Below are 1229 nucleotides of genomic sequence, written 5' to 3'. Positions count from 1 at the left end.
CTTGGATTCAACCGGTCGATGCAACAAGTTGGCTGAATCGTTCAGCGGGCGTTTCATAGTCTAGGGTTTTCCTTGGGCGTTCGTTGAGTTTTCTTGCAATCGCATTTAGCTGAGCCTGGGAGTAATGTGAGATATCGATTCCCTTGGGGAAATACTGCCGCAATAGACCGTTCGTGTTTTCGTTGCTCCCGCGCTGCCAAGGACTCTGGGGGTCGCAGAAGTAAACGCTAATGTCGGTTGCTAATGTGAAACGCTGATGGTCAGCCATTTCTTTGCCCCGATCCCAAGTTAATGACTTGTAGAGTTCCTGGGGCATCTTGCGCGCATTTTTAATCAGTGCATTGATCACCGTTTGGGTGTCCTTGCTGGCAACTTTCACCAGCATCACGTACCGTGTTTGACGTTCAACCAGTGTTGCAATCTGTGTACTGAGACTACCAAACAGCAGATCACCCTCCCAGTGGCCTGGTAAGGCCCGATCCTCCACCGAGGCCGGACGCTCACTGATGGACATGGCGTTCGTAATCTTGCCGTGGTTGTCTGTCTTTTGGGTGTGGTGGCGTGAACGGCGCATGGCTCTGGTGCGTCGCAAATGTTGCAGCAGCTCCTTCTTCAATGCCCCCCTGGCTTGAATAAATAAACTGCGGTAAATTGTTTCGTGTGACACCTGATAGTTCTCATCGTCCACATAAGTCTGCTTTAGCCATCCAGCAATTTGCTGGGGTGACCATTGCAATTGGAGCTTACCAGCCACGATGTTCGCCAGCTTACGTTTCTGCACCAATTTGCAGATCTTGGGGCGACATGCTCGGTCCCAAGCCGCCTGTTCGGCTTGGCTTGCGCGGTAGCTGCCTTGGCCACCGTTGCGCTGGATCTCACGGCTAACGGTCGAAGGGGCACGCCCAAGTTGGGAAGCGATTGAGCGTATTGAGCGTCCTGCCGACAATGCGCGTGATATCTCTTCACGTTCAGCCAAGCTCAAGGCTAATTGAGAGCGGCAACGGTGAGCTGGACGAATACCACCAGTCTCAGCCAGGATGCGACTGATCGAAGAGTGATTTCGATCAAATAGCTGGGCAATCTGTTGAAGGGACTCACCCTTTTTCCAGCGTTCCCACATTAGGGCCTTCTGGCTATCAGAGTAGTAAATTCTAGGTCTTCGCTTCATCTGCAACACTCCTTCTGCTAAAGCAGTTTCTAGTGTGTTGCATCGATCGGTTGAATCCAAG

General features: G+C 51.9%; 1 protein-coding gene. It reads right to left on the bottom strand.

Going from position 1 to position 1229, the window contains the following annotated elements:
- Nucleotides 1-7: 7 nt before the first annotated feature.
- On the bottom strand, nt 8-1168 hold the full coding sequence (locus tag B9Z40_RS17005; protein ID WP_100174550.1) for an IS30 family transposase: 1161 nt from the start codon (nt 1166-1168) through the stop codon (nt 8-10).
- Nucleotides 1169-1229 lie beyond the last annotated feature (61 nt).

The sequence above is a fragment of the Limnohabitans sp. 15K genome (assembly GCF_002778285.1).
Classification (GTDB): domain Bacteria; phylum Pseudomonadota; class Gammaproteobacteria; order Burkholderiales; family Burkholderiaceae_C; genus Limnohabitans_A.
Note: the sequence above shows the minus strand (reverse complement) of the source record. Positions and strands in the feature narration are given on the sequence as shown.